Source organism: Psychrobacter sp. NC44 (assembly GCF_904846655.1).
Taxonomy (GTDB): Bacteria; Pseudomonadota; Gammaproteobacteria; order Pseudomonadales; family Moraxellaceae; genus Psychrobacter.
In genome coordinates this window covers 165,943-190,691 of the sequence record NZ_CAJHBN010000005.1, presented here as the reverse complement: position 1 = coordinate 190,691, position 24,749 = coordinate 165,943, and the positions used below count along the sequence as shown (strand labels likewise).

Here is a 24,749-nt window from a genome sequence, read left to right as displayed (position 1 = left end):
CGTTTGATTTCAGTGAATAACTGTAAACTTAAAATCAGAGCCTTTATTATGCCTGAATATAATTATTTTTCTAATACTTTGTTACAAATAATCTGTTTGTTGCGAAAAATAAGCAAAGTCCTGACTTCATTTTGGAGCAGCTACGTTATAATTGGCGCACTTTGCTAGCGACGCGTTCACAGTTCGAGCACATAAAACTGCGAGACATAAAACCCGCTCATATTTGGGAATACTCATGGTAGAAATTTTTAACTGGTTATTTGGACAATACGCTGACTATCCCACTGTCTTTATTGCTCTTGAATTGATTGCCGTCATATTTGGGGTAGCAAGTGTCTTACTCGCCAGCAGAACCAATATTTTGGTATTTCCGATCGGTCTCGTCAGCACCGCTATATTTGTTTATCTGTTGTGGAAATGGCAATTATTTGGCGATATGTTTATCAATACCTACTATACGGTAATGAGTCTATATGGCTGGATCAATTGGACACAGAGTAAGAAAAACACAGCCATAAAAAAACAGCAAGATTATATCAACCCTACTGGTCAGCAGCAAAATGAGTCGTTAGCAAACATTAACGCCCAGAATGCTATTCAAGTAGAACATCTTAATAAAAAAGATGTGCCAATACTCGCCTTACTAGCCTCGGCGACTATTGCCTTTGTCGCGTTGGTGTATTACTTCAGACCAGTCATCAATAATAACTTTAATTTTGATGGCGCGGTATTAGGTTTGCATTTATTTACGTGGGTCGATTACACCGATATGCTGACCACCGCGCTGTTTTTGATGGCGATGTGGCTGATGGCGCGGCGCAAAATTGAGCATTGGATACTCTGGATAATCGCCGATGCTATTTCAGTCCCGCTATACTTTTATAAAGGTCTCACTTTTACTGCGCTACAATACGTAGTCTTCACTCTTATCGCAATTTGGGCTTACTATGAATGGCAACGACGTTACCGCGTACAATCTCACGCAGCATACCCCTAAATCGGTCATCAATGTCGCGATTCTAGGGGCAGAGAGCACTGGTAAGACCACGCTATGTCGCGACTTGGTAGCGCATTTTGGCTGCCCTTGGGTGCCAGAATACATGCGCACCTATCTACAAGCAAAATGGGATAAGGAACACCTCACTTGCACTTGGGAGGATTTACTCCCTATTGCACAAGGTCAAATTGAGTTAGAAAATAAACTCGCCGCACAAGCCGCGCAAAATTCCGATAGCAGCTACTTGTTTTGTGACACCAGTTTATTTGAGCTAATGGTTTATGCCAACTGGTATTATGGTGATTGCCCTGATGCAATTACCCAAGCGGCGTTAACGCATCATTATGACTTGATTTTATTAACCGAAGTTGATATCCCGTGGGTAGCCGACGACCTAAGAGATAGCCCACATCAACGTGATGAAATCAGTGCTTATTTTGAAAGTCAGCTGACCCGTCACCAAAAGCCATTTCATCGCATAGGTGGTGATAGAGATGAGCGGGTACAACAAGTGCTCGAATGGCTTTCTTAAATCCATCCTATACCACGTTATCAGTAAATGACCTACAACCTTTAAGAGCATTAAGAGATGTCCATGCTAAAAAATATTGAACGATACCTAGAAAAAACCATCTTTAACAGCCGCTGGATATTAGCGCCTTTTTATTTAGGGCTGGTCTTAGGGATTATTTTATTATTTATAAAGTTCATTCAAAAAACAGTCATGATGTTCAATACTGTATTTAGCGCCTCTGTATCAGATGTCATTGTTAATATATTAGTGTTGGTCGACCTCTCTTTAGTAGCCAGTTTATTATTAATTATCATATTTAGTGGCTATGAAATATTTGTCTCAAAAATTGACACTGGTGATCACGTTGATCGACCTAGTTGGATGGGCAAAGTAGATTTTTCTGGTCTAAAACTAAAAGTCATTGGTGCCATCGTCGCTATTTCTGCGATTGATCTGTTAAAATCGTTTATGGATATTCCTAATGAATTGAGTGAGGGTGAAGCGGACAAACTCATGTGGAAAGTCATCATTCATATGACTTTCGTGTTGTCTGGCTTATTATTTGCTATTATGGATAAAGTGGTTGGTGATACTAAAAAACACTGATATCAGAAAACACTAAGGCTTATTTTTCCACACACTCTCCATCGTTCTTACATATTTTTTCTTCATCTCTCCTCTATGCTCTTCTTTGAACCTACTGACTGTTATATGCACAGTTTTGGACTAAAGATTCATATGAGGAGCTTTCATGCAAAAAACACTATTGACTAAATTGTCCATCATCGCCGGGCTTTGTATTATTTTTGCCATCGGTCTCGGTATGATTGGCTCAGTCATCTACGAACGGCAAAATTATGCCGCGTCGGTGGTTAAAGAAATTGCCCAGCAGCACGTCAATCCGCAAGAAGTCATCACCCCATTTATCATCATCCCTACCACAATTACGCCTGAATGTCAGATTACAGCACTTGAAACAACCAGTAAATGTGCACCATCCTACTCAAAAAATGAAATTGTCTTTGCCAGTCAGACCCAAGCCATACAAGATCTTGAAGTCAGCACTGATACCTATAAACGTGGCATCTATCATGCGACCAGTTATGATGGTGCATTGACATTTGATCAACGCTATACATTTGATCAAGCCATCAGCAGCTTATATGACACTACGAGCACAGCTAGTGACGCACAAGGATCCATCAACACACCCACCAATAAAAATAACACCCAGCCCGAAAAAACCATCATCCACTGGAATGCAGCAAAATTGATTATTCCAGTATCAGATCTGCGCGGCGTGGCGACGCTACCAACGGTGACCATTGATAACAAACCGATGAAAGCAACCTACCCTCAGACAGCGCTGCTGAAAAACCTGACCTATGTAGAAGTAGCTATTCCGCAAGATATATTACAGCGTTCAGTAAAAAACATAACGAGCCAGCAGAATGGCAATAACGCCCTTGCTACGAACGGTACTAGCGAGTCATTGACCAGTACAGAAATCGTCATTGATTTACCGTTAGCTGGTATTAGCAATGTAAACACTGTACCGACTGGACAAAACTTTAACTTAACGATGCGCAGTAATTGGCATGCGCCAAACTTTATTGGTAAGGCGCTCCCCAATGCCAAGAAACTTACCGCTAAAGGTTTTGAAGCCAGTTGGCAAAATCAGTATTTAACAATAGCCAACAATCAAGATTTGTCGCAGTGTATCAGCAGCGCTAACAACCGATGTGTCGTCACCAGTCAAGCCACTCTTGATAACAACAGCCAGTCGATGGTTTCTGATGATGCGCTTATAGCAATGGAAGGCGCTGCTACAGCAGAAGCTACTGCCATACCTGATAGCTATCGAAACGTGCGCCTGAACAGCTTTGGTGTGAGTTTTGCTGAGCCTAATGATGTGTATTTACAAACTGAACGAACGATGAAATATGCCTTATTATTAATCTTAGTATCATTCGGCACTTTCTTCTTATTTGAAGTGATCAAATCCAGCCGTATTCACCCTATTCAATATCTGTTGGTCGGTTGCGCGCTGTTTGTGTTTTATGTCTTACTATTACCACTTGCTGAGCAAATTGTCTTTTGGAAAGCGTATGCCATTGCTGCTAGCGCCTGTGTTGGACTCATTGGTTGGTATACTTATTATGTACTGGGTAGCGTCAAGCGAGCGGCGATTTTCACTGTCACATTGGCAGGATTGTATGCGGCGTTTTTCGGCATATTAACCACCGAAGATATGAATTTATTGCTTGGTGCTGTCTTCTGTTTTGTGCTACTCGCTTGCGTGATGGTCATGACCCGTAAAATTGATTGGTATAAAATTGCCTAACTCAGATAGGGCATGTTAAAAGCGTTTAGTCTAGGGCTGTCTTACGTTGGTATCATTGGCTATTATTAAGCCTGCCAACATAAGACCGCTCGATCTACTCATAGATAATTCATATAGCCATCATCTCATTTATTATCATCTAACGATCTCACTATTCAAGGCCTTCGCCCAGTCTCGACATCCATTCTCACAGCGTTCACAGAGCTGATTTGGGTCAGATATATGATCGACATAGCCGCAATGCATACATGCGTAATATGTTTCTGACTCTATCTCTTCGACAGGTTGATACTGCTTAGGGAAAAGCGGCATACCATAGCCAGTGTTTTCAGGCGGATATAACAATATACTAAAATTACCGTCTGTCTCTAGCAGGCCTGTACGCACTTGACCCAAATGCTCAATCCCTTGTTGGCGCATTTCAGTAAAAAACTCATCATGAGACATTTTACCCTTTTTAATCTTATCGAGTACTAGCATCCCGTCCTCTACAATGTAGAGCGATTTCCCTTCTAATAAATCTTCAAAAGGTTGGAATTCCATCATGATCCACGTGCACAATCGATAAAGCAGGATAACGGCGCTCATGACCAGCACCGCTTGAATAATCGGCAAATCCTCGTTAAACATAGGGTCACCTGCGATAGAACCCAATGATAAGATAATGGTCAACTCAAAGATTGACAGCTGACGGACGCCGCGTTTTCCCGTCAAACGCAAAAACGAGATAATCAGCACAAACATGACGCTGACACGCACCAATATCTCAAGCGCAAATGCCCAAGTGGTGTCATGAATAAAAATACTTACCCAATCCATATTACTGTTTCCTATCTATTGTTTTTATTTGATTTATGACGATTCATTTAAGCAATCGTTCTGAGTATGCGCTTGACCTACCACCACCCTTGTAGTCAGCCTTTATTGTTAATTCAACTATCGTCAGTCCAATTTAAGAAATACTTTTGCCCGCAAGTGCAATAAAATATGCTCTATTGTGAGAAATCTCCCAATTGGCAACTAGCAACTGAGTTTTCACACTTCAGCCAGTATTTTTGCTAGTAAAAAAGCGGTAATAACAACATCCCTAAAAGTCGAATTTGCCTATTTTATTCAAAAACCAGCTTCTTTATTGTAGGAATTATTTTTGAAAGCCACCTTGTACACCGTTATTGCATTAATCGCCTTTGCTGCAAACTCTCTCTTTTGCCGTATGGCGTTAGCAGAGGGTCTTATAGATGCTTGGAGCTTTACCATCTTGCGCCTGCTGAGCGCTGCTGTCTGCCTAGGTATTATCATGACCATTCATGCTTATCGGTTACGAAAGCACGTGCGAGAGCCTGACAGTATTGCTCACGCTGCTATTTTAAACGACAAAGGCAGCTGGTTAAGTAGCGTGAGCTTAGTGATTTATGCGCTATGCTTTTCGATTGCTTATGTAGAGTTGGATACTGGTACAGGAGCACTGATTCTATTTTCAGCGGTTCAGCTGACGATGATTGGTTGGGGCATCTATAAGAAAGAGCAATTGAGCGGCTTACAATGGCTGGCATTTATCGTAGCGGTAGCAGGGTTTGTCTATTTGATGCTACCTTCAGCAGCAGTGCCTTCGTTACTAGCGGCGGTGCTTATGGCAATCAGTGGTGCTGCTTGGGGCATATATAGCATACGCGGCAAATCATGCGTGTCACCGCTGCGAGCCACAGGTTTTAATTTCATTCGGAGTCTGATAGCAGCGCCCATACTGTTAGTGATAGGCATGACTTATTTAGACAATATATGCTTGGAAAACATCAATTTAGGTGACATCACTAGTAAGGGAGTACTTTTGGCCTGTGCATCAGGAGCGATCGCATCCGGTATAGGCTATAGCATCTGGTATATGGCCATGCCTTTGTTAAAAAACACCCAAGCAGCAGTTGTACAACTGTGTGTACCTATACTGGCTGCGATATTAGGCGTGGTGTTTTTATCTGAGCAACTAACCGTGCCATTCGTTATAGCAAGCTCGGTTATCTTGGGTGCAGTATTGGTATTTATTTTAAATAGAGAAAAAGCCCCTACGTGAAATATCCTCATTCGTTATTTAAAATAAATAGGTCAATAAAGACTGAGAGGCTTAGTGATAAAAAAGACAGATAAGATTACTACCATAGCTCTCAAACACAACATGAAGTTACATTCTCTACGGTATCATGTTGCTTCAAGTAACAACCTACTTTTACCGATATTTTTGAGGCATATTATGAAAAAATTATTAGCCGTAGCACCTTTTGCTCTATTATTGTCTGCCTGCGCCACTAATGCACCAACTACTACGATCCCAGAGACCAATACTCAGCCAGTAGTCCAATCATTCACTTGTGAAGACAACGGTCAACTCACTGCTGCCTACACTGCCAATGGTCAAACTGCTAACCTAAACGTGACCTTGCCTAAAGTTGGCTTGACCAATGCAAAAATCACTATGGAACAAGCGGTATCAGGTTCTGGCGCTCGTTATGTCAATAATGTTAACCCTAAAACCACTTACGATTGGCACACCAAAGCGGATTACGGCATCATGACCATCAAATCAGACAATGGTCAACAATACCAAGTGAACTGCCAACTATAGTAACCCTACAAACAAGCGTAAATAATACGTGATGGTTATTTGAATAAAATCCATGTTTTTATTCACATCTATTGAAAACGAAAGAGCCAGTAGTCAAACTACTGGCTCTTTTTTGTGCTTAACTTTTCATGCCTGATAATTTAATCTTAATGATCAACGTTGAATCACTCAATAAAAAACTGCCTGAATACTTTATATACCCAAGCAGTTGAAAGTCATGTCGTTTTTATATTTGTTTATAGTTATTAGAGCAGCTGTTGAATCAGTCGTTAGGTGTTAACTACTGCTGACCGTTAAACCACGGTCACATGCAAACGTGCATCGACATTACCGCGAGTAGCATTAGAGTATGGGCAAACTTGATGAGCTGTTTCGACCAGTGTTTGCGCTTGAGCCTCATCAATACCCGACACTTCAACATACAAATCTATATCTAAGTTATAGCTACCATCGGCTTTCATACCAATACCCACTTGGGTCGAGGTTTTTGAGGCAGTAATTGGCAGTTTCATTTGCTGGGCGGTCAGATTTAAAGCACTATCAAAACAAGCCGCATAACCCATTGCAAAAAGCTGCTCTGGATTGACACCTTCCTTGTCTGTTTCTTGAAAAGAGACCAGATCAAAAGCTAGCGAACCATCGTCAAGACCTGTATGACCAGAACGACCACCGGTTGCCGTTGCTCGCGTTTTATAGAAAATTTTCATCATATATTCCTTATGGATTGGCGTGTTATTGGTGTTGTGCAATACGCTGTAAATCAATCTTACTGCGTTTTGATGCCATCATTATAGAAGTGAGCACGCTAATCCGGTAGAGCATTACTCCATAATCCTTGCCTAATCCTATAAATATTTATATCATTAGGCAAATTATAAAGTAAGCATAAATCATGAAAACAAAAACGGTAGAGCAGCTACTTAGTATATTACCCAAAAATCAAACCATCGAATCAGACATTTCAGGCTTGTTTTTTTATTGTGCCGACAGACCAAGAAAGACTATCAGCTATATCCAAGAACCTAGCATATGTATCGTCTTACAAGGCACGCGTGAAATTTACTTAGGTACAGATTGCCAGAAATTTGATGACAGCAGTCTGATGTTCTGCCCTGTCAATATTCCTATAAGCATGCATATCAAACACGCCACTGTAGAGAAGCCAGTCATCGTATTGTCTATGAAATTAAATCTGGCGCTCATTCGTGAGGTCATGGCACAAATACCACCTCAGAAAAATGCCGACTATGAGCATCAAGGTATAAAATGGCCGTTAGAAAACACCATATTAACCGCATTCGAACGGATGATAGAATTGCTTAATTATCCAAATGATATAGATTTTTTATCACCTTTGATTCAGCAAGAGATTTATTATCGGCTGCTCATAGCAAAGCAAGGTCATAAGCTTCGGCAACTGGTGGTTAATGGCAGTCACACCCACCGTATTGCCCAAGCTACCGATTGGCTAAAAGCGCATTTAGAAGAACCCGTCATCATAGAAGATTTGGCCAGTCGATGCGGTATGAGTGTGTCGGGATTTCATCAACATTTTAAAGAAATCACTCAACTAAGCCCGCTTCAATATCAAAAAAGCCTACGATTGATGAAAGCTCGGCAGCTGATTCAACTCGGCGAGGCACAAGTATCGCAAATCGCCATGCAAGTAGGCTATGAAAGTCCCAGCCAATTTAGCCGTGAATATAAGCGGCTATTTGGAGTAAGCCCAAGCAGTGAGTTAAATATCTAGCATGATGCTTCTACCATAATGCCCCTACTATAATGGTTTCTGACTAAGGCAATCCCTCTGCGTCTTGACAGCTTCATAAGCAACTGCGTACACAATGTAATTATCTGTTTAACAGATTCCTACACCCTCCCTCTTTCCAGCCAAACAAACGACGAAATATCTTACCCAAGAAAAAAACAGTTGACTTGGTCTATATATTCATATTATAACATATATAATATATTCATAATTTTGCAACTATTATAATAATTTTTCTACGTGTGATCGTCAGAATATTTCGGGAGGCACTAACATGATTCGTTTAAGCTATACTCTCAAATGCTGGGCATTGGGTGTCACTTATTTTTTGGTGTTTTATTTTATGGTGGTCATGAGCGACCCTGGTTTTAGCAAGTATATTTATATGCTGGCACTAAGCACCTTGCTATTCCCCGTAGCTAAGCGTTCAGTCGATGTTATGACGGATTTTTTTACACCAAACACGGTATTATTCAACGGATTATTGCCCTCATTATTGATCAACGTGGTGATTTGGATACTCACACCATTTATTGTAGCACTGACCGTTATAGCATTCGTGCTTTATAGTATGGGTGTGCTGACAGAAAAGATCAGCCACTAATTTTACTCAGGTGCTAAATTTTAGAGCAAAGGTCATATGACGCCACCTTTGCTTTTTTGTTTCATAAAAGATTTATCCGTCACAGAAAAATAGTGACACTCAAAAAAAAGGCTAGGTTAGCAATTGCTAATCCAGCCTTTTTATCGATAGTGAGTGAAAGTTAGTTACTTAAAATCAGTAGGGTATCCATTCGATAACCTACGCTATCAAAGCTACGCGCAAATCTCACGAATAGTTATTTGATTTTGATATTTGCCTAGAGGCCCGTATTGACCGATGGGGCTAATGTTACCAATGACGCAAGTTTCGAAATATTTGTAATAACCTTTTTGATTGATACTTTTTGAATCTTTAATTAATAGCTGCTTTGGGTCTGACACATAGTAAATAATGTTATCAGAAACGAACTCATGAATCTCAAAGCTTCTTTTAAAACTGCCTCGTAACTGCACTTCTTTTTCTACGCTTGTTGGCGCAAATACCTTCACATTCTCACTGGCTTGTGTCTCATCACAGCCCGTACTCATAAATATAGTTGATACAAATGCTAGTATTATCAGCCTAAATTTAATCATTATTTTTTATCCTGCTCAAAAACCTACATCAATATATTAAGTAACGATCAAAAAACGTTGGTATAAAAAATAATAGCTCTTTCATTTAATCAAATATTATCGACTAAATCAAAGATCTATATAACACAATTGTCATTTATTGTCATTTATTGTCAATTAGCAAGTTTTAAAAATCTAACGCTATCCTAACTCATTTTATCCCACATCTTGCTTAGGCGCTTTGGTGACACTGCCATGCGGGTTTTCATCGGTTGCGCGAATAGCTGAATACGATACTCCTCGACCATCCAGCGATACTCACTAATGGCTTTATCATTGGCACGATTCGCCAACCGCTCCATATGCACATCAAGCGCGTATACTCCTTCAAGATCGGATTCGAGATTGTGCTCAAGCCGTTCGATACGAATTTCAAGCGCCTCTAGATAGCGCGGATACTGCTGCCAATGGCTATAATCCATACGATAAACAAAATCAGCCAAGTGTAAGTCTTCTAATTGGTCTTCGATATCTTCGATAGACTCACCAAATACCTCTCGATCGAGCATGAGTAAGCTTTGGCGAATACGCTGCCAGCGAGTATAGACATTTTTAAGGATTTTTATAACGTTTTGCCCCGTCAATAGAAAGTTAACCGACACCACTTCCAAGGTTTTCTCGTACTCTTCTGGCGTAAAGGGTAATTCTTCAGCAAGCGCTACGGCAGTATCATCAGCGCTTTCAGGCAAATCAGCACTGTGGTCAAATAACACATAATGCTCTTCAAGCGACGCGTCCAATGCCGCGTCGATGACGATGGTTTTTAGCTTCTCCATATCACCAAGTGGTGCAAATGCCAATTTGAATATCTTATCAATTTGGCTGGTCAGCTGTTTTTTCTTCGCACCAAGCTTACCTTTTATCAAGGTCAAAACCCCGATACGGTGTGCCTGTAACGCTGCATTGACATCGGTATATTGATGGATAGATACCGCTTCACCTGACGCATCTGCTACGAGCGCAGCAAACTGCTTCATCACCACGCCTGCACTATAATGATTTTTGCTAAAGGCAAAATGCTCAGGGAATTCGGTATGCGTACCTTGCTGCTCATTCACCGCTTGGCGGGTTTCAGAGGCATGACGAATCTGTAGCGTTTGCAGGTCGCGACCCTTTTCGATAATACGATTTTTGTCATCGACCACACAGATTTGCGGCTGTAAATAGCGATCAATGCTAGAGGGATTAAAGCTATCAGGCGTCACTGACATAACGCCGCGACGATTTAGGGCTTGGCAAAGCTGCTTGAGCAATCCTTGTCCACCAGCAGGTTGCAGTTCATCAAACAAGCTATCGGCTGTATCAGGAATCGGTACAATTTGACGGCGGATATCCTTTGGTAGTGACTTAAGCAACTGCAATACTAGCTCATAACGCCAACCGGGTACGCCCCACAATAGTTCGATCGCATCAAGCTGCGGTAGCGCGGCAAGTGGCACACGAATGGTCACGCCATCATCATCGCTGGACGGATCAAAGACATAACGTAGCGGTAGTTTTAAATCACCCAATTTCCACACTTCTGGGAAATCGCCTGTGGTCGGTGCTTGGCTATTGAGCACGTCATCATCGGTAAAGAATAGATATTTGGCATCAGTTTTTTCAACCTCGGCACGCCAATCTTCAAAGGCTTTGCGACTGGCAATATGCTCAGGTATTTTTTTATCATAAAACTGATACAGTGCTTCTTCATCAACCAACAAATCACGGCGACGTAACTTATCTTCAATGCGTTCAATGTCGGCAATTTTATCCATATTATGCTGTAAAAATGGCGCTTGACGCCCCAAATTACCAGTCACCAGACCATCACGAATGAAGATTTCTCGTGACTCAACTAAGTTCACTTGCTCATAATTGGTCAGCTGTTTACTAATAATAATCAGCCCAAATAAGCTAATCTGCGCGTAAGCTTTCACTCGTCCAGTCTTCTTCGACCAATGCGGCTCAAAGTAGTGATACTTTAATAAGTCACCTGCGGCTGAGATAATCCATTCTGGTTCAATTTTGGCAACAGTGCGCATAAAGACTTGCGAGGTTTCGACCACTTCAAAAGCCATGACCCAAGGTGGTACTTGTTTAAATACCGTACTCGCGGGGAAGATTTTGGCTTTTTGCTGGCGCGCTGCTAGATATTCACCGCGATTTTCGGTTTTATGCGCAATCGTAGACAATAGACCTGTCAATAATGCGCGGTGTAAATTGGCATATTTAACCGCTTTGAGTTCTTCATCTTCTATCGCGGTAGGGTCGCTGGTCATGTTTTCTAACGAAGCATTTTTATCGGTTCCTTTATCGGAAGCTTTTGCCTCTTTAACATCCGTCAGCTTAAGGTCTGTGACCATTTGTACTAACTGACGATGGGTTTGATTCCACTCACGTACACGCGGGAAGCTCAGATAGTTTTTCTTTGTAAACTGCTTACGCTGATTGCCAGACAGCTTATTGCCATCTTCATCTTTTTCAAATAGCGCTTTCCACAGACTCAGATAGAATAAAAAGTCAGAATCATCTTGACGAAATTCCGCATGCTTTTGGTCGGCTTGCTGGCGTTTATTGGCAGGACGCTCGCGTGGATCCTGTACAGCAAGAGCCGCTACTACAATCAGCATCTCACGGATACAATCAAAATCACTGCCCGCAACCAACATACGTGCTAGCCTTGGATCGATTGGCATACGCGCCATTTTTTGTCCAGTTGGCGTCAGGCTTAAATGGTCGAGACCTTTTTTTGGTTTTGGCTTATTGGTTTGATGAGCAGCAGTTACTTCATTTTTAGAGGTAATCGCGCCTAACTCATCAAGCAATTTATGCCCATCAGTAACCAAGCGGCTATCGGGTGGCTCGATAAAGGCAAAATCATCAACACTACCTAAGCGCAGATTGGCCATCTGTAAAATAACGGATGCAAGATTGGTCCGTAAAATCTCAGGTTCGGTAAATTCTGGACGACCGGTAAAGTCCTCTTCGCTATACAGACGGATACAAACACCCGGCGCAACACGACCGCAGCGACCTTTACGCTGATTGGCAGCCGCTTGCGAGATCGCCTCAATCGGTAAACGCTGTACGCGCGAGCGATACGAATAGCGTGATATCCGCGCAAAACCCAAGTCAATCACATAGCGGATACCCGGTACGGTCAGCGCGGTCTCGGCAACGTTGGTCGCAATAACGATACGCCGACCACGACCTGACGGTTGAAAGATGCGCTGCTGCTCTTCATAAGTCTGCCGTGCAAATAGTGGCAGCACTTCGGTGTGCTTGGGTCCATGACGCTCAAGCACCTCTTGCAGCTCACGAATCTCAGCTTCTGTGGCGGCAAATATCAAGATGTCTGCTTGGTCAGCATGACCTTTATTTTGTGCATCGCTAAAGCATTCTTCGACGGCGGCAACGACCGCACGTGGCAGATTTTCTTCAAAGTCATCATAGCTGTCATCATCCGAGCTGTTCACTGGCTCATCGGTCAGCGGACGGTAACGAACTTCAACAGGAAAACTACGACCTTCGACATTGAAAATAGGCGCAGGTACGTTGCGTTTTAGCTTATTATCATAGCGGCTAAAATATTCACTAAAGCGTTTGGTATCAAGTGTTGCTGAGGTAATAATCACTTTTAAATCAGGACGTTTGGGCAGTAGCTTTTTCAGATAACCCATAATAAAATCAATGTTTAAGCTACGCTCATGCGCCTCATCAATAATGATGGTATCGTATTTACTCAAGAATCTATCGTGACCCAATTCAGCCAGCAAGATACCATCGGTCATCAGCTTAACAACAGATTGCGCCGTACCCTGCTCATTAAAGCGAATCTTGAAGCTGACAGTATTACCGAGCTGCTCGCCCAATTCTTCAGCGATACGGTTTGCCACACTGCGCGCGGCCAATCGTCGAGGCTGGGTATGCCCTATCTGCCCAGTGATACCGCGACCTGCCAGCATTGCCAGCTTCGGCAATTGCGTCGTCTTACCAGAACCTGTCTCCCCTGCAACAATAATGACTTGGTGATCAATAATTGCCTGTACTAAATCTTCTGCTCGTTGACTCACGGGCAAATCAAGATTCAGTTTTTCTGCCAGTTTTTCTGGAATACTATCCATACGTGCCTGCACCGCTTGCTGTGAGCGGGTCTTGATTTTTTCATACTGCGCACGTTTTTTAGTTAGCCCATCATCCGCTTTATCGTCAGAAACTTTTTTATTTTTAGCCACGGCAGCCCTTGCCAGTTCACGCTCAAGACGACTTAAATAATAACTGTCTTTAGCGAGTACTGGTAAATCAACAACCATATCAGGTTGTGAAGACGCTTCATTACTGTTTGCCGTAATATTTAAATCATCGTCACTTGGGTTTGTTAATTTACTTAATTCATCGGATTTAAACCCATTGGTATTGTTTCCAGTTGGCATATCTGAGGTGCTCTTAGAAGTATTCGGCATATTTACTTAGGCTATTTATTGTTTGGAAGTGGTTAGATTATGAGGGTAATTTGGGCGTGATTCAAGGTGGTTATAGTGTTTGGTTGGCAACTATGCAGGCTATTACCTATTTGCAAAACGCTCAGTCAAAATATTTCTAAGATCATCCGTCATGGGTCTAAATTTAAAATGCTCTGGCTCCATTTGAGCAATCAAAGCATACTGATCCTTTTCAATTGAGTTATCCTCACAAGAAAAATGATTCATCTCCTGACCAGTAATGGCATTAATAATATAAATAGAGGTATCGCTATCTTCAAACTGTGTCAGCTCATAATAATTATTCGGATCCCGCATAACGAGATTAGTACCATTAGAAAGAGTCGTATAATAGGTATCCTCAGTAGCTTGCTACGCCTCTAATCTTAAAGGATTACCTTGGGTGGCGAAATAATACTTGAGCATATAACCAATATCGCTATTAATCACATCCAAACGTAAATGCTCACCCTCTTCTGTGATGCATTGATAGATCATAAAAGGTTCGTAAATTCGTGGTTTAGTAGTGACATTTTATCAAATTTCTCAAACCTGCCAGCCCTATTTTATTTTTATGAATAAATTATTTGTAAGCTCAAACGCTGCTTGTATAAATAATCTGTTGACGAATGGCAGCCCCCGTAAAGAAATTCTGCAACTTTTGCAATGGCAGCCTAGGAAAAGGCAGATGCAGCGAAAGTATTAACCTCTCAAACGCTACCATTTCATCAGCTAATGCTTGTGCGACATCAGGTTGAATCTGAGGATTTTCATACACATTATCAATCAACCAAGTGAGTTTTGGAAACTTAGCATTATCATGAATCTGATAAAGGGTCGGTAATAGCTCATCAGAGAGTTGGCAACGCGATTTGCGAATCATTCCATTTTTATAGTACATATTTAAAGCCATATTAGGGTGTGTCCTTAATTAAATGATGAGACTAAAAATGAAATGAATTTAAAATAACTTCCTTAAATTCTTGATACTTAGATAACCAACATACTCTTTATCTTCATCAGCATTTGCAAGTTCGTGACTATTATGAATCCTAGGCTCAATTAAAATCTGTATGTTTGAGACAAGGTCATTCACGTCGTATATATCATCGATATCTACCTGAAATTTATCATCAATGTGCGATGCGGCATTAAAAGGTGAGTCTTTATCTTTAAAAGTAAATTCTTTATAAAATGTACTTTGCTTTGCTTGTTTAATAGCCTCTGCTTGAGTAGCAGCGACGATAAGTAGCTTATGATGAAACTCTTCAAAACTCCCCCGCTGATAGCCGCCTAAATTAATAAAGAACAGTTTTAAACCGTTATCATTCTCAGCTTGGTTATCTGACTCAATCAATTTAACAGTATGGTTTCCCACTTTGGTAATCGCTCTGTATGAATCAATATGCCATTTGTTTTTGACTTCTGGCCAGTGGTGATTGATATCGTCTACCAGCTCGCTTACCTGATTGGCTACACCGAAGAAAATATCGTGCTGCTCAATCAAACGACCTTTGGGGCGACCACCAAGCTGCACCATAAATAGTGTTGGCATAAAGAATTACCTTGTACGTTAATAACTTCTGAGTAAAATGTGTGATGTTAGATAAATCATATAAAAAGGATTAATATGGGCATTCTGATAGCTATTAAGCTGACGTTTATAGCGACTATATTTTTGCCAATAGTGTTGTGTTTAACTTCCTGTACAAATAAAGAATCAAGCTTAACATCAAGAGCTACTTATCATGACATCAGCAAAGTTGAAATTGAGAACCCTTATTCAAACCCTATTCTACTATCTTACGACGCAAAGCATCAGCCTGAAAAAATGCAGGCCATAGTCGATGAGATAAACAGTCAAAGCCATGGTTTTTGGCGTGAAGGTCTAGGCGGCAAAGAGGGAGCTAATGTTATTAGTATTCATATCTATAGCCATTCCGAGACGCCAGTTGCAAGCTTTTCTTTATTTTCTAATCAACTAATGGAGCGAGGACCAAATTATCGACAGCTTAATGTAGACGGTTTTTTTAGGCAAATAGATATTCAAGCGCTACCCGCATTGAAAGAGGCTTGGTGTGGTCATAGAGATATTGATGCATATCATAGCTTGCAACTTAATAAATCATGCTAAAAATAGGCAAAATCCTGATACTTATATATTTAATTGCTCGTCAAGGCAATACTCGCCCTGTTCTCAGTGCAAACGCCCAGTCTTTACGACCGTTCATTGAAGCCAATTTAGCCGCAGCTTCATAATCATAAGGCACCTTGATATGCTCAGTTTGCCAGTATTTGCCCTGTTCAGTATCAACACATTTAATAATCGCGTAACTGGCATGGGGCGAATAGGTTTGCATCTTATGCAAAATAGGCAAATCATCTTCATAGGCTGGGTAACCAACGCTACCTGTATTGACGACCATCTGCCCTGTCGATAGCGTGACTGTACGTGGGATATGAGTATGACCACATATGATAACGGTGCTATCGATACCGTTAAGCAGTGCCAAAATGGCTAGATTATCACGTAAGGTCGGCTGACCCGTCTCGATATTTTCTAACAAATAGACCATGTCATCGGTTGGTGACCCATGGCACAGATAAATATTCTCACTCAAATGACAATCAAACGGTAAATTCTGCAGCCACTTAACCGCTGCTTTAGGCAAGTCCTCTATGATAAAAGCCATGGTTGCGTTGTTGCCAATCTCCGCCGTTGTCGCTTCATAAATCTGTCTATCCTGATTACCTCGAATAGTAATGATATCGTTCTGCTGTGCCATTAAGAGCGCATAGGTATCTTTGGGGGCTATCGGTCCGTATAAAATATCCCCTAGATTAACAATTTGATCAATATCGCGCTGTTTAATATCAGTCAGCACGGCTTCAAGCGCGAAGACATTACTATGAATGTCGGAAATAGCTGCGATAGTATTTAAATGCTTGTTATTAGAGTTGGAGTTGGAGTTAGAGTGCGCCATCTTATTTATTTTCCTAACAAATCACTATGTTATACATCGACTAACCGTAAAAAGGAATAGAAAAGAGAAACAAAAAAACCCAATGGCTCGTGATTATTGAGACATTGGGTTTCATAAATTATGATTAATGTGATTGCTAAACTATATTAAGAAGAAATAAGCCCACAATCCGACGACAAAGGTAGCAATGATATTAAGAATGACACCCGTACGGATCATTTCGCTCTGTTTAATCAACCCCGTACCAAAGACAATCGCATTTGGCGGTGTTGCAACTGGTAGCATAAAGGCACAAGATGCACCAATACCGATGACCAATACCAACACTTCGTGTGGTAAACCCATCTGCTCTGCAATGGCAGCAAATACGGGAACCAGCAGTGCAGCAGAGGCGGTATTAGAAGCAAACTCCGTTAAGAAAATAATAAATGCTGATACCGCAATCATAACCACGATAAGCGGTGCAGAAGACAAGGCATTAGCGACCGTCTCCCCCAATACCAAGGACGCACCTGACACTTTCAGAATCGTCGATAGGGCAATACCACCACCGAACAGCATGAGTACACCCCAATCGGTATTATCAGACACCTGCTTCCACGATACCAAGCCTAAGCTGACCACAGCGGCAGCAGCTGATAAGGCAATAACCGCGTCAGTATCTGTAATATCAAGCGCAGCCCCAATCTTTTTGGAGAAAATCCAGCTCAATGCGGTGACAATGAAGACGATAATCGTCACTACGCGAGGTTTATTCCATACAATAGGCTCATCCTCAACCAGTACAATTTTACGGTTCAGGTTGGGCTTCAAAAACACATACATCGCGCCTAACAATAGCGGCAATAATACCAGCATCATCGGCACACCAAACTTCATCCAGTCCACAAAAGCAATATTGAGCGCCTTTGCAGCGATAGCATTTGGTGGCGAACCAACGATCGTACCTAAACCACCAAGGCTTGCTGAGTAAGCGATACCTAATAGTACAAATACAAAAGTGCCTCGGTCTTTTTCACGGTCAACTTGCGTTAAAATACCCAGCGCTAATGGCAACATCATCGCCGCCGTCGCAGTATTCGATATCCACATCGACAAAAATGCGGTCACACCAAATATCAAAAATACCGCCGTGCTTAATTTGCCACCTGACATTGATAAAATCTTCAGAGCAATTTTTTTATCCAATTGCTGTACATGCAAGGCTGCCGCTAAAGCAAAACCACCAAAAAACAAATAAATGGTCGGATTGGCAAAGCTTTGTAAGCCTATTTCGGCATCGAATTCTGGTATGCCAACTAGGGCACCAACCACGACTACCAATAGTGCCGTAATCGTGACGTGCAACGCTTCCGTTAGCCACAATACGCCGATGAAGAACAATAAGGCAAGACCCTTATTGGCATTGATATCGAATGGCAATACATTATAAATAATTATACTGATTATCGCCGCAATAGCGACCACTATCAACCCTTTACCAGTACCCTTTGGAAAGGTATCGGTAAATAAATACTCATTGCCATCATCAGGAAGATGGCTATCTAGTTTTTGCTCTGACATAAAATGTCCTTATTTTCCCAAAGACAGTGTAAAAAGACGCTAAAATAAAAACGCATGTTAGCGATTGACGGTTGTTCAACCAGCAACCACAAAAAATACGCCGTTATCATAACAGATATATAACAAAAAGCTGATGCAACAAAGCCTTTATAAAAAAAACCTTATAAAATTTGCAATAAATATGGTTGTTTCATAGGTAAAGAATTACTTTAATGCGTTTTAGGAAAGGTACTTTAAAACGGTACTTTATAGAGATGATATTTATCTAATGAGTTTTTAATTTTTGAACCGAATGCCGAGAGTAAGTGAGAGCAACTTATAACCAAGTAATTGCTTTTAATTAAACAGCAAGCCTTGTGAGTTGCAGTTACACATCGTCACTAAACAAGCGTACACTTAGTATGTACAAGCGTATGGTGCTATCTCATACTAAATAAGTCAAAATAAATTTCTAATACCAGTAATAGTTTAACAACTATTTTTTATTAGTATTTATATCGGAAAATGAATAACAATAAATAGGAGCACTTTATGACAGATGCAAATAAAACAGATTCAACCACTAAAATGGCACCGAGAGATATCAATCAAGACAGTTTGGCTAAAAAAGATCAGCAGCGTACCGATGACTCTGCACTCGATATGATGCAAGGGTTGCATGAACATGAAGACCATAAGGAAGAAGGTAAAAACTAAATCACAGCTTTATTATTACCTCAAAGCAAAAAATAAAGGGTACTGATCGTTATGATGAGTGCCTTTTATTTTTTGGCTCTCTTTTTTCTGGCAAGCGATCTGAGACGTAGTTATATATAAATGCTGCTGTTAAAACGATAGCAATGGGTACAAATAGCGCTTCATAGCCAACCTTGGCGAATAAAAATGCTCCAACGGCGCTGCCACCGCAAAAGCAATACCAAATAATGGCTTGGAACCCTAATGTCGGTTTGCTAATCGATCGACCCGCCAACCAGTTGCCAATCGCTGCGCCCATATCTGATGTCAAACCCGTCAAATGGGTAGTTCGAATAACCGCGCCACTATAAGTCGCTACCATGGCATTCTGTAATCCGCATGCCATTGCCGCTGCCAACTGTCCTAAATAATCATGCTGCTGATACAACCAGTAGCTGGCCATTAACAGTGCCGCCTCGATATATAGCGCACTACCATAGCGCCTACCTAACTTTAATGATGTCTGCCCAATTACATAACCACTCAGTATCGCACCTGCCAAAAAAGACAGTAGTAGCGCACCGATATACAAGATACTACGCACATCCAAGTAAGCAATAGCCGCTGCAAATAAGCTTACGTTGCCAGTGACGTGAGAAACCGATAGATTGGTAAACCCCATTAACGCAGCAGTGTTAACACAGCCAGCACTGAATGCCAGTACTGCCCCGCCCCACAATATCCACTTTGGTAATTTGGTTATCATATTCGCCGCCTAATGGCTTATCACCAAAAAGCATCTATTATAACCAAAAAAGGCAACCGATTGGCTGCCTTCCTGATCTATAGAACCCTATAATCGACTATTGAAGTGGATTATTTCGGCTCATCAAGCATCATTAATTGCTCACTGATAGCAACGGTATTAAAACCTGCGTCAACAAACATAATCTCGCCGGTAATACCAGATGCCCAAGGTGATAGCAAGAAAAGCGCCGCATTACCGACTTCGGTTTGTGTGATATTACGTTGTAGCGGCGCGATTTTTTCGCTGATATCGAGCATTTTACGGAATGATTTGATGCCACTGGCAGCAAGCGTGCGAATAGGACCTGCTGATATCGCATTGACACGAATGCCTTCACCACCCATCGAAGTAGCCAAATAGCGAACACTGGCTTCAAGGCTAGCCTTTGCCATACCCATGACGTTGTAGTTTGGCAATACCGAGATACTACCTTCATATGTCAATGTCAGCATCGAACCGTGACGCATGGCCAATAAAGCACGAGCTTCTTTGGCTAATGCTACAAAACTATAGCTTGAGATATCATGGGCAATTTGACTGCCTTCACGGGTCGTCGCATTAACAAAATCGCCATCAAGCTGATCCATCGGTGCAAAGCCAATCGCATGTACCACACCATCGATTCCATCACCCCAATGGGCAGTGACTTGCTCAAAGCAGGCAGCGATAGACTCATCAGACGCCACATCACACTCAAGTACCAAATCTGCTTCGAATTTCTCCGCTGCCATATCGACACGCTTTTTGATCTTATCATTAGGATAAGTGAAAATTAATGAGGCACCCTCACGGTGCAGTGCCTCAGCGATAGCCCAAGCGATAGACAGTTTGCTCGCAATGCCTGTCACGACAAATCGTTGTCCTTGTAGTAGCATAATATTTCCTTTTGGGTCGATCAAAATTATTTAATCATATTAGGTTATTTAGAGTGATTAGATACGATGAATATCACAGCGTAAAAAGCATAAATTATAAAATAAGTCATTATACACGAATTAATTTAAGTAAACAGTCGTAAACTGTATTCCCTTATAATGGCGTCTAATATTGATTAAACGCCCAACTGCTCGCCACAGCAGTATGAAGTTAAGTAGATTTCAAGTATAATCACAGCCCTTCCCAGCTTGCACAATTTTTATAAAAATCCTTTACCACAGTTATTTGTGACTGTTCGTAATTAGGGATTTAGCGTTAAGCTACACCCACATTTTGGATGGCTGCCAAACTTATGAGTAACACCCCAACAATAGCATCAAATTACCAAGAAAGCGTTGAGTCTTATCGCCAACTGATTCTCTCAACTGGCGAGGACTTACAGCGTCCCGGTCTTGAAGAAACGCCGATGCGTGCCGCGAAAGCTTTTGCACATTTAACCCAAGGTTATCATCAAAGCTTGGATGAAGTCGTCAACGACGCCCTGTTTCCATCGAGCAATCGCGAGCTGGTATTGGTACAAAATATTGAATTTTATTCATTGTGCGAACATCATATGCTGCCTTTTCATGGTATCGCTCATGTAGGCTATTTACCCAATGGTCAAGTACTGGGCTTATCAAAATTTGCCCGTATCGTCGACATGTTCGCCCGTCGCTTGCAAGTTCAAGAAAATTTAAGCGAGCAAGTGGCACAAACTATCATGGATGTCACTGGCTGTCGCGGCGTAGCAGTAGTGATGGATGCAGCGCATATGTGCATGATGATGCGCGGCGTAAATAAGCAGCACTCCACCACACGTACAACATCGATGTTGGGTGAGTACGTACATGACAATCAAGCACGCAATGAGTTTTTGAGTGCGATCCCTAGACGTCAGCCTGCATTCTAACGCTTCAAGTAATAATAGATAATAAAAAAAGGATACTTAAGTATCCTTTTTTAATGCGTACCTTTCAATATAGCTATCATTAATAATTAGCAATCAATCCTTGATTGCAATATAACGAAGCTTAACTAACCTATTTTACGTCATCAATCCAATTGCCATAACCTTCTGCTTCCATCTGCGCCAGTGGAATAAAACGCATTGCCGCTGAATTCATACAGTAGCGCTTGCCTGTCGGTGCTGGACCATCGTCAAATACATGACCGACGTGTGAGTCTGCATAGCGGCTACGAATCTCGGTACGGGTGCCGAATATCCCTCGGTCTTCCTTCTCAACGACCATATCTGTGCTCAATGGACGGGTAAAGCTTGGCCAGCCAGTGCCAGATTTGTATTGGTCACGAGAGGAATATAGTGGCTCCCCCGATATCACATCGACATACAGCCCAGGCGCTTTATTATCCCAATATTCATTATCAAAAGCGCGTTCGGTGCCGTCTTTTTGAGTGACTTTATATTGAATGTCACTGAGTGACTGCTTTAGCTCATCCTGTGCAGGCTTCACAAAAGTATCAGGATTGAATCCTGTACTAGCTTTAGTAGCTGTCGCATTGTTTAATGATGCCTGTACGCTATCTGCCGCCGTAGGTTTAAACTGGCTAAAATCCAGCTCGTAGTCTTTACCATAGACACTTTCGATAAACTGATAGCGACCAGAATTAAAGGTATAAGCTTTATAGCGGATTGGGTTTTTCTTATAATAATCTTGATGATACTCTTCAGATGGGTAAAACTTGCTAGCAGCAACAATTTCAATCACAACTGGTTTGCTATAGATACCAGAGTCTTGCAGTGATTGCTTAGCCGCTTCTGCTATCTGCTTTTCTTGTGCATTATTATAAAAAATAGCAGGACGATACTGAGTACCACGATCTACAAACTGACCTTTATCATCGGTAGGATCCCCAATGCGCCATAACGCTTGAACGAGACCATTATAGGTGATTTTCGTCGGGTCATAATATACTTGAGCCGCTTCAGTATGCCCTGTGCCGCCTGCTGATACAGTGCTATAAGTTGGATTGGTCGATTGACCGCCGGTATAGCCAGAGACCACTTCTACAACGCCAGGTATCTTTTCATAACCCGCTTCCACGCACCAAAAACAACCGCCAGCGACCGTAGCGACTGCGAGATTTGGATCCGTTGGCGCATAAGGATTATCGATGGCAGTATTTTTTACAGCGGGCGTATTTTCGGTGGCAGCACAGCCAACGAAAACCATACTGATGGCTGCTACAGCCATCGAAATAGCGCCCGTCTTTAATTTATGATTCATCGATACCTCCTAAAAGTAATATAATATAACTATGATAACTCTTTGACCTCACTAAACCATACCTACATTGTTATAAAAATTTAACAGTAATTAGATATTATTTAATATAATTAAACAGTATAATCCTGAATTATACCCAATTTCTTAATAAGATAAGTTTGCTACAAAGTACAATAATTAAAAAAAGAGCACATTACGGACAGCGTAGTGTGCTCTTTTATATTACATCAATATATCTTAGGCAGCTTATGTAGCTTAGTTACTCTTTTATTTTCCAGCAGTATGCTCATCACTGGCTTGCTGAATCTTGGTTAAAATAGCCTTGATTTCAGACGCTGATAGATACGTTGGTACGGCATAGGTATCACTGACTTCTTTTGCTGCTGCTTTGGCAATTTTATCAAAATCACTGCTTTGCATGCCTTTCACCGTTGGATCTATATTCAAAGTAGCAATCAGTTCGCGTACTTGCGCGATGAGGTGGTCGGCAATCTCAGCATCACTCTTGCTAGCTTGTCCCGATTTTACCATACCTGTTTTTCTAGCCAACTCTGCCAGTCTTTTTTTACTTCCTTGACGATTGACATCAAGCACATACGGCAGCACGATGGCATTGGCACGACCGTGAGGAATACTGTAATACGCCCCTAGCTGATGAGCGATAGCATGGACGTAACCAAGACCCGCTTTATTAAAGGCGATACCGCCGTAATGAGCGGCAATACCCATCTCTTCTCTGGCTTTAAGATTGCCGCCGTCTTTATAAACCAGCGGTAGGTTTTGCATCACAGATTTGACCGCAGAAGCCGCATAATAATCGGTCTCTACGCTCGCATTAGCACTCATCCAAGCTTCAAGCGCGTGCGTTAAAACATCGATACCCGTATCCGCTGTGATATGAGCCGGCATGCCTTTCATAATAACAGGGTCAATAGCCGCTGCTAATGGCACCATTCTTGGGTCAATAGACAGCGCTTTTTGATGCGTTTTATCGTCTGATACTACTGCACCAAGGGTTGCTTCTGAACCTGTGCCAGCCGTGGTAGGAATACAATAGAGCGGCATAGAAGGCTTTCTGGCTTTAAGAATGCCGATAAGTTGTTGCGGCTTGCAGCTATTGCCTTGTGACATCGCAATCATCTTAGCCGCATCAATGACCGAACCACCACCGATGGCAATAATTGAATCGCACTTAGCATCGATAGATTTGCGCAGTCCTTTTTCGACAACCTTAAAAGTAGGGTCTGGGGTAATGCCGTCATAAACGGTATAGCTGATATTTTTGCTATCTAGATAATCAGTCACTTTGGCTGGGATACCTAGCTTATTAAGCACGGCATCAGTGACGATAAATACATTGGTGCTGCCTTCGTTGATAGCCATATCACATAGCTCTTCACAAGAGCTCTCACCAACAAATAGCATTGGTCTTCTAATTGGAACAACATAAGCGAACGCTTTTAAGACTTTAGCGCGTGTTTTAGCAACGGCTAAATAACCAACTTGCTGCAATCCATTAGTATTTACTAACTTGTTATTTACTAATTTAGCAATACTATTTTGTTTTTTCATGAGTAAAAATCCTTTTTATTGATGGTAATAATAGCGATGACAATCCTTTAAAGCAGCGATTTAAA

The 24,749-nt window shown here is 41.6% G+C and carries 25 protein-coding genes; 11 read left to right on the top strand and 14 right to left on the bottom strand.

Translation table 11 applies throughout. From position 1 onward, the window contains the following. Positions 1-235 precede the first annotated feature (235 nt). The 4 genes from pnuC to creD all read left to right on the top strand — a co-directional run bounded on the left by pnuC (position 236) and on the right by creD (position 3,855). Positions 236-997 carry a nicotinamide riboside transporter PnuC gene (pnuC, locus tag JMX95_RS05890; protein WP_201560272.1) on the top strand — a complete coding sequence of 254 codons (762 nt, stop codon included), beginning with the start codon at positions 236-238 and terminating at the stop codon, positions 995-997. Beyond that, a complete protein-coding gene (locus tag JMX95_RS05885; protein ID WP_201560271.1) occupies positions 948-1,529 on the top strand; it encodes an AAA family ATPase in 582 nt (193 codons plus the stop codon). The genes pnuC and JMX95_RS05885 overlap by 50 nt, the downstream gene beginning before the upstream one ends. A gap of 63 nt (positions 1,530-1,592) precedes the next feature. Beyond that, a complete protein-coding gene (locus JMX95_RS05880; protein ID WP_045447433.1) occupies positions 1,593-2,117 on the top strand; it encodes a TIGR00645 family protein in 525 nt (174 codons plus the stop codon). A 145-nt stretch (positions 2,118-2,262) separates the two neighbouring features. Then, entirely contained in the window at positions 2,263-3,855 is a 1,593-nt protein-coding gene (gene creD / locus JMX95_RS05875) for a cell envelope integrity protein CreD (RefSeq protein WP_201560270.1), read from the top strand. Positions 3,856-3,990: 135 nt separating this feature from the next. Here creD and JMX95_RS05870 read toward each other — a convergent pair whose 3' ends face one another. Continuing rightward, a complete protein-coding gene (locus JMX95_RS05870; RefSeq protein ID WP_201560269.1) occupies positions 3,991-4,674 on the bottom strand; it encodes a DUF421 domain-containing protein in 684 nt (227 codons plus the stop codon). 328 nt (positions 4,675-5,002) lie between these two features. Between JMX95_RS05870 and JMX95_RS05865 the strand changes: the two genes are divergently transcribed. Together JMX95_RS05865 and JMX95_RS05860 are read left to right on the top strand one after the other, a co-directional pair. Beyond that, complete coding sequence (locus JMX95_RS05865) at positions 5,003-5,923, top strand: DMT family transporter (protein WP_201560268.1); 921 nt, start codon at positions 5,003-5,005, stop codon at positions 5,921-5,923. Between the two features lie 177 nt (positions 5,924-6,100). Then, positions 6,101-6,472, top strand: coding sequence for an MliC family protein (locus JMX95_RS05860; protein ID WP_201501214.1), 372 nt, complete (start codon positions 6,101-6,103; stop codon positions 6,470-6,472). Positions 6,473-6,765: 293 nt separating this feature from the next. Here JMX95_RS05860 and JMX95_RS05855 read toward each other — a convergent pair whose 3' ends face one another. Further along, positions 6,766-7,179 (bottom strand): organic hydroperoxide resistance protein, encoded by a 414-nt coding sequence (locus JMX95_RS05855; RefSeq protein ID WP_201560267.1) that lies wholly within the window; start codon positions 7,177-7,179, stop codon positions 6,766-6,768. A 185-nt stretch (positions 7,180-7,364) separates the two neighbouring features. Between JMX95_RS05855 and JMX95_RS05850 the strand changes: the two genes are divergently transcribed. Then, on the top strand, positions 7,365-8,222 hold the full coding sequence (locus JMX95_RS05850; protein WP_201560266.1) for an AraC family transcriptional regulator: 858 nt from the start codon (positions 7,365-7,367) through the stop codon (positions 8,220-8,222). 292 nt (positions 8,223-8,514) lie between these two features. Continuing rightward, positions 8,515-8,844: a hypothetical protein gene (locus JMX95_RS05845; RefSeq protein WP_045447417.1), complete on the top strand. Its 330-nt coding sequence runs from the start codon at positions 8,515-8,517 to the stop codon at positions 8,842-8,844. A gap of 212 nt (positions 8,845-9,056) precedes the next feature. Here the strand turns inward: JMX95_RS05845 and JMX95_RS05840 are convergent, their stop codons facing one another. From JMX95_RS05840 to JMX95_RS05820, 6 genes are all read right to left on the bottom strand, one after another. Beyond that, positions 9,057-9,419 carry a hypothetical protein gene (locus tag JMX95_RS05840; protein WP_201560265.1) on the bottom strand — a complete coding sequence of 121 codons (363 nt, stop codon included), beginning with the start codon at positions 9,417-9,419 and terminating at the stop codon, positions 9,057-9,059. Between the two features lie 185 nt (positions 9,420-9,604). Beyond that, positions 9,605-13,753, bottom strand: coding sequence for an ATP-dependent RNA helicase HrpA (gene hrpA / locus JMX95_RS05835; RefSeq protein ID WP_201560294.1), 4,149 nt, complete (start codon positions 13,751-13,753; stop codon positions 9,605-9,607). 252 nt (positions 13,754-14,005) lie between these two features. Further along, on the bottom strand, positions 14,006-14,239 hold the full coding sequence (locus tag JMX95_RS05830) for a hypothetical protein (protein ID WP_201560264.1): 234 nt from the start codon (positions 14,237-14,239) through the stop codon (positions 14,006-14,008). Between the two features lie 54 nt (positions 14,240-14,293). Further along, positions 14,294-14,419, bottom strand: a complete 126-nt coding sequence (locus JMX95_RS13760) for a hypothetical protein (protein WP_265089715.1) — start codon at positions 14,417-14,419, stop codon at positions 14,294-14,296. Between the two features lie 97 nt (positions 14,420-14,516). Further along, entirely contained in the window at positions 14,517-14,822 is a 306-nt protein-coding gene (locus tag JMX95_RS05825) for a hypothetical protein (protein ID WP_157292367.1), read from the bottom strand. Between the two features lie 60 nt (positions 14,823-14,882). Next, positions 14,883-15,476, bottom strand: coding sequence for a DUF1543 domain-containing protein (locus JMX95_RS05820; RefSeq protein ID WP_201560263.1), 594 nt, complete (start codon positions 15,474-15,476; stop codon positions 14,883-14,885). A 75-nt stretch (positions 15,477-15,551) separates the two neighbouring features. On the opposite strand from JMX95_RS05820, the gene JMX95_RS05815 reads away from it, so the two are divergent. Beyond that, positions 15,552-16,055 carry a hypothetical protein gene (locus JMX95_RS05815; protein ID WP_201560262.1) on the top strand — a complete coding sequence of 168 codons (504 nt, stop codon included), beginning with the start codon at positions 15,552-15,554 and terminating at the stop codon, positions 16,053-16,055. Between the two features lie 40 nt (positions 16,056-16,095). Here JMX95_RS05815 and JMX95_RS05810 read toward each other — a convergent pair whose 3' ends face one another. Next, positions 16,096-16,905: a metallophosphoesterase family protein gene (locus JMX95_RS05810; RefSeq protein WP_201560261.1), complete on the bottom strand. Its 810-nt coding sequence runs from the start codon at positions 16,903-16,905 to the stop codon at positions 16,096-16,098. A 141-nt stretch (positions 16,906-17,046) separates the two neighbouring features. Continuing rightward, complete coding sequence (locus JMX95_RS05805) at positions 17,047-18,468, bottom strand: SLC13 family permease (protein WP_201560260.1); 1,422 nt, start codon at positions 18,466-18,468, stop codon at positions 17,047-17,049. A gap of 531 nt (positions 18,469-18,999) precedes the next feature. Between JMX95_RS05805 and JMX95_RS05800 the strand changes: the two genes are divergently transcribed. Next, the gene (locus tag JMX95_RS05800; RefSeq protein WP_176393024.1) at positions 19,000-19,164 is read left to right on the top strand and encodes a hypothetical protein; all 165 of its coding nucleotides are present in this window, start codon (positions 19,000-19,002) and stop codon (positions 19,162-19,164) included. A 49-nt stretch (positions 19,165-19,213) separates the two neighbouring features. Here the strand turns inward: JMX95_RS05800 and JMX95_RS05795 are convergent, their stop codons facing one another. Continuing rightward, a complete protein-coding gene (locus JMX95_RS05795) occupies positions 19,214-19,909 on the bottom strand; it encodes a YoaK family protein (protein ID WP_198329879.1) in 696 nt (231 codons plus the stop codon). A 110-nt stretch (positions 19,910-20,019) separates the two neighbouring features. After that, on the bottom strand, positions 20,020-20,826 hold the full coding sequence (locus tag JMX95_RS05790) for an enoyl-ACP reductase (protein ID WP_201560259.1): 807 nt from the start codon (positions 20,824-20,826) through the stop codon (positions 20,020-20,022). 353 nt (positions 20,827-21,179) lie between these two features. On the opposite strand from JMX95_RS05790, the gene folE reads away from it, so the two are divergent. Continuing rightward, a complete protein-coding gene (gene folE / locus JMX95_RS05785; protein WP_193008042.1) occupies positions 21,180-21,776 on the top strand; it encodes a GTP cyclohydrolase I FolE in 597 nt (198 codons plus the stop codon). Between the two features lie 130 nt (positions 21,777-21,906). Here folE and msrB read toward each other — a convergent pair whose 3' ends face one another. Both msrB and JMX95_RS05775 read right to left on the bottom strand, forming a co-directional pair. Continuing rightward, complete coding sequence (gene msrB, locus JMX95_RS05780) at positions 21,907-23,112, bottom strand: peptide-methionine (R)-S-oxide reductase MsrB (RefSeq protein ID WP_201560258.1); 1,206 nt, start codon at positions 23,110-23,112, stop codon at positions 21,907-21,909. A 267-nt stretch (positions 23,113-23,379) separates the two neighbouring features. Continuing rightward, positions 23,380-24,684, bottom strand: coding sequence for an iron-containing alcohol dehydrogenase (locus tag JMX95_RS05775; protein ID WP_201560257.1), 1,305 nt, complete (start codon positions 24,682-24,684; stop codon positions 23,380-23,382). Positions 24,685-24,749 lie beyond the last annotated feature (65 nt).